Below are 7,796 nucleotides of genomic sequence, written 5' to 3' on the forward strand. Positions count from 1 at the left end.
GGACAAGCATCGTCATTTTATTATGGTCAGCCTCAGGGTGAAGTGTGTCTAATCAACAGGGTTTTCGGTCTCTAAGTACTTTTTAAAGGGAACATCATCGACTCAAATCTCTATTTGCAACAGTGCCTTCCAATTGTTGTTCTTCAGTTTCTAGCGTATTGGGTACTTGGTCCGGATCTGGGGCAATACTGAGTAAGTGGGCAACCGCAGCATTGTACTTTTCTTTAATGCTATCGAAACTTGGGATTAGGACAATTTTTTGTGCTTCATCCTTGTTTGAGAATAAGGTGAGGGCTTGGTCTGTAGCTTGTTTTAGGTTACGAAAGCACAGGATATTACCGAATGGTTTGTCTGCGTTCAGAATACGGTTAGTACGTGAAAAGGCTTGGATTAGACCGTGATATTTAAGGTTCTTATCGACATACAGGGTGTTGAGTGGTTTTGAGTCAAAACCAGTCAGGAACATATTCACCACAAGCAGGATATCAATTTCTTTTTTGCGTACCCGATTGGCAATGTCACGATAGTAAGCGTAGAACTCATCGCCTGAATTGTAGTTCTGGCCAAACTTGGCATTGTATTCAGCAATGTATTGATCGAGCTTGTCTCGATTGGATTGGCTTATCCTGGTCGGGATATCCGCAGACTCTTCTTCAATTAAACCACTGTGATCTTCGACCTTGAGTTCTTCATTGGCTGCAAAGGAAAAAATCGTGGCAATGGTCAATGGGGTGTAAATCCCACCTTGTTCTTCAGCTTGTTGCTGTTTTTCTTGCTGTACTTTTTTGAACAGTTCGTAGTACTGGGTCAGGACTTCAACGGAACTGACACAGAACATCGCGGTGAAGGTTTTATTTTTGGTTTTGATATGGTGATTATCCAGGATATATCGGGTAATCATTTCGAGGCGAGCAGGGTTATCAAACAGCTCTTTGGTATCAATTCCTTCAACATCTTCTTCATAGTTGTCGCTATTTTCGATGCCGTTACTGGTGTATTTACCTAGATAAGCAATTTGGAAAGGTAAGACGTTACCATCACGAATAGCATCGGTAATCACGTATTTATGTAGGCATTCGTCAAACAGGGCATTGGTGGTGACTGCTTTCGAGTCAATTTTCAGTTGGCTATTTTTCTCAAAAATTGGCGTTCCTGTAAAACCAAACATTTGTGCTTGATTAAAGAAGCGTTTGATATTGCGATGGGTATCGCCAAATTGGCTACGGTGACACTCATCAAAAATGATCACGACTTTTTTGTCTTTGAGATAGCCAATCTGATCGCTATAACGATCAGAGCTAATCGCAATATTGAGCTTTTGTAAGGTAGTGACAATCAATTTGTCATGCTTTTGGCCCAATTGAGTGACTAATGTGCCTGTATTCTTGGTGGTATCAACACTGTCTTTTTTGAAGGCATTAAACTCACGTACTGTTTGAGTGTCGAGATCACTGCGATCCACCACGAACAGAACCTTTTCAACTTCAGGCAAGCGCATGATCAATTGACTGGCTTTAAATGAGGTCAGGGTTTTTCCAGAGCCTGTGGTGTGCCAGATATAGCCATTTTGCTCCGAATGTTGCACACGTTGAATAATCTGCTGTACCGCATAGATTTGATAGGGGCGTAGCACCATCAAACGCTTTTCAACTTCCAAGATCACCATGTATTCAGTCAGCATTTGGGTAATGTGCTGATGGTTTAAAAAGGCTTCGGCAAAGATATCGATTTTATGGATGTGCTTATTGTCAAAATCTGCCCAAGGGAAGGTAAATTCGAAATTACTGGTGCCTGTTGAATAGTAATGAGTGTGGTCACGATTACTGATGACAAACAGTTGGATGTAATTAAACAGACCTGCTCCGCTACTATAAGCGACTTTGGCATAGCGTTGGGTTTGATTAAAGGCTTCAGGAAGCTCGACACCTGCGCGTTTTAGCTCGATTTGGACTAAAGGTAGGCCATTGATGAGCAAAGTGACATCGAAGCGACTGGTGTGCCCATTCGTTGCACTGTGATCAATCGCGATTTGATTGGTCACTTGATAGATGTTTTTCGTAGGATCAGCAAATAAAAAATCAATGTGGCGTGTAGATCCATCATCAAAGTTCACAGGAAAGCGATTACGCAATACCTTGGCACAGTTGAAGCTGTTGCCTGCTTTAAGATGATTCAGGACTTGAGCCCATTCATTTGTAGTGAAAGAAGCGATGCCATTGGCACGTTCAACTTGAATTTTGAGGTTGCTCAGCAATTGAAACTCATCTTTGACATCAACTTGGTTGTAGCCGAGCTGTTTGAGTTGTTCAATGAGTTCATTTTCAAGTTGAGCTTCGCTTTGTAAAGACATCTCTTTCTCTAATTTTTTATTCAATTACGGTGATCTAAATGAAATCCATCTGATTGAAGCTCGAAACATACTGTGATGTTTTACCCTCAAAGTCTTTCAAGCAGATGGCTGGGTTTTATTGATAGATATTTAAACAAACATCTGCTGTAACAAACCTTTTTTCCACTGTTTGGCTTGTTCAATTTGCTGTGCTACGACTTCAATTTTTTGGTCAATTGCAGATAAAAAGTTAGCAATTTTGGTTTGCTCTTCTAGGCAAGGTACAGCTATATCAAATTTTACTAATTTATTTACTGCTAAACCTGCTTGAGCGGATGACTCAGAAAAACGATTCAGCTTCATAAAATCAAGCCATCTAGAAAGCCATTCTGTACTACTATTTATATTAGTTTGAACAGCAATAGCATGTTCAGAGATAAATGTTTTTCCATTAACTAAATTGATATTTCCACATAATGCTCCCTGTCTTCCAATAAGAGCAAATACACCCTCATGCGTATAACTATCAGTAAAGCCTCTTAAGCCATTTCCACCATATACAGGGTAGTCGCCAACTTCTGAAATCGATGCAGATGTAATCGTTTTTCCACTTTGGAAATGCGCACAAATATCACCTAACTTTTTATTCTCCCACTCCCCAAACGCACTCCCATCATCTGCTTTAAAACGAATCTGCTGACTAAACAGCTTTTGCATCATACCTTGTTTATATTGGCTAAGAAGCTCATGCTTTTGCGAGAGTTGAGTAATCTTTTCATCCACTGCCGATAAAAAAGAAGCGATTTGGGTTTGTTCTTCTTTTGAGGGTTTATTGATTTTTAAGTCTTTTAATTGAGAAGAATAAAGGTGAACAACGGAGTTTCCTTGAGCTAATGTGGAAATATCCTGCTTTTTTGCAGAACTAAGGTAATAAGCAAGCCATTCACCATTTTCTTGGTGACTCAAAATATTTAAGTCACCACTCAAAATAACTCCTTCTTGTAAAACACAAGATGCAGTCGCAATATCTATTTGTGTTTCACCTGATGCTGGAATAATGACATCATTTGCCTTACTCAACACGGAATCAGATTTAGCTATATTAGTTTTTGAAACAACTTTATCAATGACCTGACCATAAGTTGTATAAAGCTCACCGTAACGGATGCACAGATTGACACCATCTTCAGAAATATCAGCTTTAGAAATACCTTTACCTTTTGAAAAGATCACAAAGTCTTTTAATAAGCATTTTTTCCAATCACCATCAAACTCTTTAAATCTTAACTTTGGTGAAGCCATTACTTCACCTCCGCAAATGGCGAATCAATCCCAAGCTCTTTACAGAAACTAGCAATTACAGCATCGGTCTTCTGACTTTCAACTTCTAAAGCTTGAAGCTGTTTTGCAATTGCATTTAAATCAATCTCAGCTTCCGCTTCAAAGGTATCCACATAACGTGGAATATTCAGGTTGTAATCGTTGTCTTTCACTTCCTGCAAAGACGCAACTTTGGCATATTTCTCAATATCCTGACGGTTTTCAAACGCCCCTAAAATATTATCTAAATGCTCAGGCAATAACTTGTTTTGATTCTTCTGCTTTTCAAAATCGTTGCTGGCATCAATAAACAAAATATTGTCCGTGTGCCCACGATCTTTCTTCAATACCAAAATACAGGTCGGAATAGACGTACCATAGAAAATATTGGCAGGTAAACCGATTACAGCATCGATGACATTCAGTTTTTCAATCAAATACTGACGAATCACGCCTTCACTTGAACCACGGAATAACACGCCATGTGGCAGAACAACAGCCATGGTTCCGTTGCCATCAAGTTGATGAAGCATGTGCTGCACAAACGCCATGTCTGCTTTTGAACTTGGTGCAAGTTTACCAAAACGGCTAAAACGTTCATCTTGCAAAAATAGTGGATCTGCTGACCATTTTGCCGAGAATGGAGGATTGGCTACGACTGCTTCAAAACGTAAATCTTTATGCTGTGGACGAATAAGCGTGTCTTCTTGCTTAATGTCGAATTTAGCAAAGTGAACATCATGTAGAATCATGTTCATTCGTGCCAAGTTGTATGTGGTACGGTTCATCTCTTGACCGTAAATCATATCGACATCTTGAACTTCACGTTTTACACGCAACAGTAATGAACCTGAACCACATGTCGGGTCATAGACTGAACGCAGACGTTCTTTGCCTTGAGTGACAATCTTGGCAAGCAAAGTCGAAACCGTTTGCGGTGTATAGAATTCACCTGCTTTTTTACCTGCACCAGATGCAAATTCACCAATCAAATATTCGTAGGCATCGCCTAATACATCTGATTCTGAATTACTAAGATCAAAATCAATATTATCGAGATGGGTTAGTACTTTGCTGACCAACTCATTACGGTCATTGGCATTGTTACCAAGTTTGGTTGAGTTGAGGTCTAAATCTTCAAATAGATTGGCAAAGTCATCTTCAGACTCAGCACCTAGAGTACTACGTTCGATTTCTCGCAAGGTATTTGAAAGCTCATCAAGAATAAACTCACCCTGACGACCACGTTCAGCAATCGTGTGGAACAATTGTTTTGGTGCTAGGGCATAACCGACTTCTTCAACTGAGTTTTCTTTGATGCCGTCAATCAGTTCAGCGTGATCAGGGTTATTTTCATCAAGTTGATAGTATTTTTCAGCAAGACCTTCGTCTTTCAACAGTTCATTGGCAAAAGAAATTGCTTTTTCAGACAGGTATTTGTAGAAAATGAAGCCGAGAATGTAGTCACGGAACTCATCAGCTCCCATTTTTCCACGTAAGTCGTTTGCAATATTCCAAAGATGTTTTTGTAGTTGTTGAAGTTGAACCTGGGTCATGAAGCAAGAATCTCTAGTAATACCTAAATTTACTTAAGTATAGCGAGTATCTGCTTATAAAAATTAGGTTTATTAGGTTATGAAAGTAGATAAATGATGAATTTCGAATAAGAGATTTTATGTTAAATAAATCTCTTCAAGAATGATTAGTGATCTGCTTTATATAGTTATTTTTCCCTGCTAATCGTAAAGCTACTTGAATATCATTATCGAATTTTTGAAGATGTCTCATATCTCGAAAATGCCTATGAGCAGGTTGTAAATGACCATTTACTATTGCTACTCCAGTAACAAATTTAACGCCATTTTCAGGAAAAAATTTAATTTTTTCTTCTTTAATTTTATGCTGATATTTTTCTATTATTTGAACGATTTTCTTTAGAAATTTTTGATTTATGGCTTTTCCTGTAAATGAAATATCATCAACATAGACAGTCATATTTATAGAGCGACTTTTAGCGATTCTATAAATTTCATCAAACATAGCCTTGTTAGCCCAAAAAGCCAATGCTGAGCTTAATGGGCTACCTGTAGGAAGACAATTATTTACAGTGCAGATTTCAGATATATATTTAGCAATATCAGTTGGATATTGAAGAGTATATCCAAAAAAAGATTGGATTTTAGCTTTTGAGGTCGAGGGATAAAAATCAGTAATATCAATATTCAAAGTAAGCCCCTTAAGACCTACATGTGCTTTTGCATTCGAAATTGCAGATTTAGAACGTTTAGAGTGTAAATAATCGGGAGCTTTCAAGTTACCCAAAAATTTTCCAATTCTAGAATGGATCTGTTTCAATCTCTCATGAGGATCTTGAATAGGGCGGACTTTAATAACGTTTCCATTATTATCAGTCTGCTTTTTATTAAAACATTGATACATTTGATTTTTTGAACGGGAAATATGATTGAGTTCTTTAACAGATGAACACAACAGCATAGCTAATCGCTTCTTACTTGTAATATGAAATAACGGTGAGTTTAGTAACTCTAAGTCGTATACATATCTTGCATGATCAGAAGGTTGGCTATTTCCCATTTTCACTTAACCAGTTCATAAGTTTGATTACTTTACTACCAGCAAAATAACGAAATTTTCCTGATAAAGTGTCACGTTTATCCATATTTTCCGAAAAGAACATTAAGGAAGAAACAGGGATATCAAAGTATTCAGAATATTTATCAAGTAGCTCCAAAGTTGGTTTCTTTTTCCCACTTTCGATTTCTGATAAGTAAGAGTTAGAAATACCTAGAGATTGAGATAATTCTGTTTGAGATATGCGATGATACTTCCTCATGGTAAGTAGTGCATCATTAAGCATTTTACAGGCCTCTAATAGGTTTTTTAAAAGAGAACCACCTAAAGAAGTGTTCTCCAAGAGATAATCTAGTTTCCTAAATCGTCCTCCTGAAGGATGTATTTCACGACGAATCGTGATACTACTAGAACAATTTTAATAAACTTCCAACCTTTTGGGGATTTTGGTTTATTAGCCTTATTCTCAACTTTAGATGGCTGCTGATGGTTACGTGACTGTTTCATTTGAATCTTCCTTTGCGACCATAATTGGCCCCATCTACGCTAGGAAGTAAAACACCCTGGATCAGCACTTGACTCTTCAAAAAGTGCCACACGCACCATCGCGTGTGGCACTAATATCGATTGAATATAGTCTTAACTCATGTCGATCATCGATCATGTCGTCAAGAGCTATACCCCCCGAAGTTTGAGGTTATTCAACCTCCGAGTATTTACATACTCAAATAACAAAAATGGTTAATAGCCAACAAGACGTAACTCTATTCATAATACATTTTTATTAGCCAATAGCAAATATTTTTTCGCTGTGAGCGAAAAAATATTTAGATTCTTTATTTAAAGTTTAAGTTAGAATAAAAAAACTATCTATTTCTAATATTCAGAGAAAAAAATGTTTTTAGTCAAATACTTTAAGGGCAATGATGATTCAGAAAATCTTCTCGGTGAAGAAATTTTAAAGAACATTGAAGAATGCCTTCTGTATAAGGTGGATGACGAAAAAAAAATTTATCTCACTAAAAAATTTTCAACTTCAGCATGCTATAGATGGAAATTATTAGATATTAATGATGTAGAAACACTAGGCTTTTCAAGGTCACTGCATATTATTTTGCAAGAAACCACTTCTACAGATGAAGAATTTTTAACAAAAACATTGAAAGAGAATAAAGCACGAGGACACGGAGGAATAAATCAGTTACTTCATAAGGGTAAAATAGTTGAAGTAGAGTTTGGTCACTACCATAATGTTTATAAAATAGCTAAAAATAAGAAGTTAGGTACAAATAAGCGTTATAAATCTACAGTCCAAAGTGGAGAAATGCATAAAAGAAGATTAGCAATTGTAGTTAAAGTACAGCCAGACAATATGGTACAAGTTGTTCCAATTACATCGAAGGAACCACGAAGTCAAAATGATAAATCTGGCACTGTTGCAAATAGAGATTTGAGTCGATGATGTTCCCTTTAAAAAGTACTTAGAGACCGAAAACCCTGTTGATTAGACACACTTCACCCTGAGGCTGACCATAATAAAATGACGATGCTTGTC

At 37.3% G+C, this 7,796-nt stretch carries 5 protein-coding genes and 3 pseudogenes; 2 read left to right on the forward strand and 6 right to left on the reverse strand.

Annotated elements, in window-relative coordinates:
• Window positions 1-75: pseudogene (locus FTT77_RS16665) on the forward strand (IS6 family transposase); the annotation flags it as partial.
• Window positions 76-94: 19 nt separating this feature from the next.
• On the opposite strand, the gene FTT77_RS16670 reads toward FTT77_RS16665, so the two are convergent.
• The 6 genes and pseudogenes from FTT77_RS16670 to FTT77_RS16690 form a co-directional block, all read right to left on the reverse strand.
• Window positions 95-2,350, reverse strand: a complete 2,256-nt coding sequence (locus FTT77_RS16670; protein ID WP_257224745.1) for a type I restriction endonuclease subunit R — start codon at window positions 2,348-2,350, stop codon at window positions 95-97.
• Window positions 2,351-2,479: 129 nt separating this feature from the next.
• A pseudogene (locus FTT77_RS17635) lies at window positions 2,480-3,088 on the reverse strand (restriction endonuclease subunit S); the annotation flags it as partial.
• A gap of 51 nt (window positions 3,089-3,139) precedes the next feature.
• Window positions 3,140-3,631 (reverse strand): annotated as a pseudogene (locus FTT77_RS17640) (restriction endonuclease subunit S); the annotation flags it as partial.
• Entirely contained in the window at window positions 3,631-5,205 is a 1,575-nt protein-coding gene (locus tag FTT77_RS16680; protein ID WP_180058911.1) for a type I restriction-modification system subunit M, read from the reverse strand. The pseudogene FTT77_RS17640 and the gene FTT77_RS16680, both read right to left, overlap by 1 nt.
• Window positions 5,206-5,341: 136 nt before the next feature.
• Window positions 5,342-6,244, reverse strand: coding sequence for a reverse transcriptase family protein (locus tag FTT77_RS16685; RefSeq protein ID WP_180058910.1), 903 nt, complete (start codon window positions 6,242-6,244; stop codon window positions 5,342-5,344).
• Window positions 6,234-6,584 carry a helix-turn-helix domain-containing protein gene (locus FTT77_RS16690; RefSeq protein WP_257222930.1) on the reverse strand — a complete coding sequence of 117 codons (351 nt, stop codon included), beginning with the start codon at window positions 6,582-6,584 and terminating at the stop codon, window positions 6,234-6,236. The genes FTT77_RS16685 and FTT77_RS16690 overlap by 11 nt, the downstream gene beginning before the upstream one ends.
• 552 nt (window positions 6,585-7,136) lie before the next feature.
• Here FTT77_RS16690 and FTT77_RS16695 point away from each other — a divergent pair.
• Complete coding sequence (locus FTT77_RS16695) at window positions 7,137-7,703, forward strand: hypothetical protein (RefSeq protein ID WP_180109578.1); 567 nt, start codon at window positions 7,137-7,139, stop codon at window positions 7,701-7,703.
• Window positions 7,704-7,796: the final 93 nt, after the last annotated feature.

It is taken from the genome of Acinetobacter sp. YH01010, from assembly GCF_013420775.1.
GTDB lineage: Bacteria > Pseudomonadota > Gammaproteobacteria > Pseudomonadales > Moraxellaceae > Acinetobacter > Acinetobacter amyesii.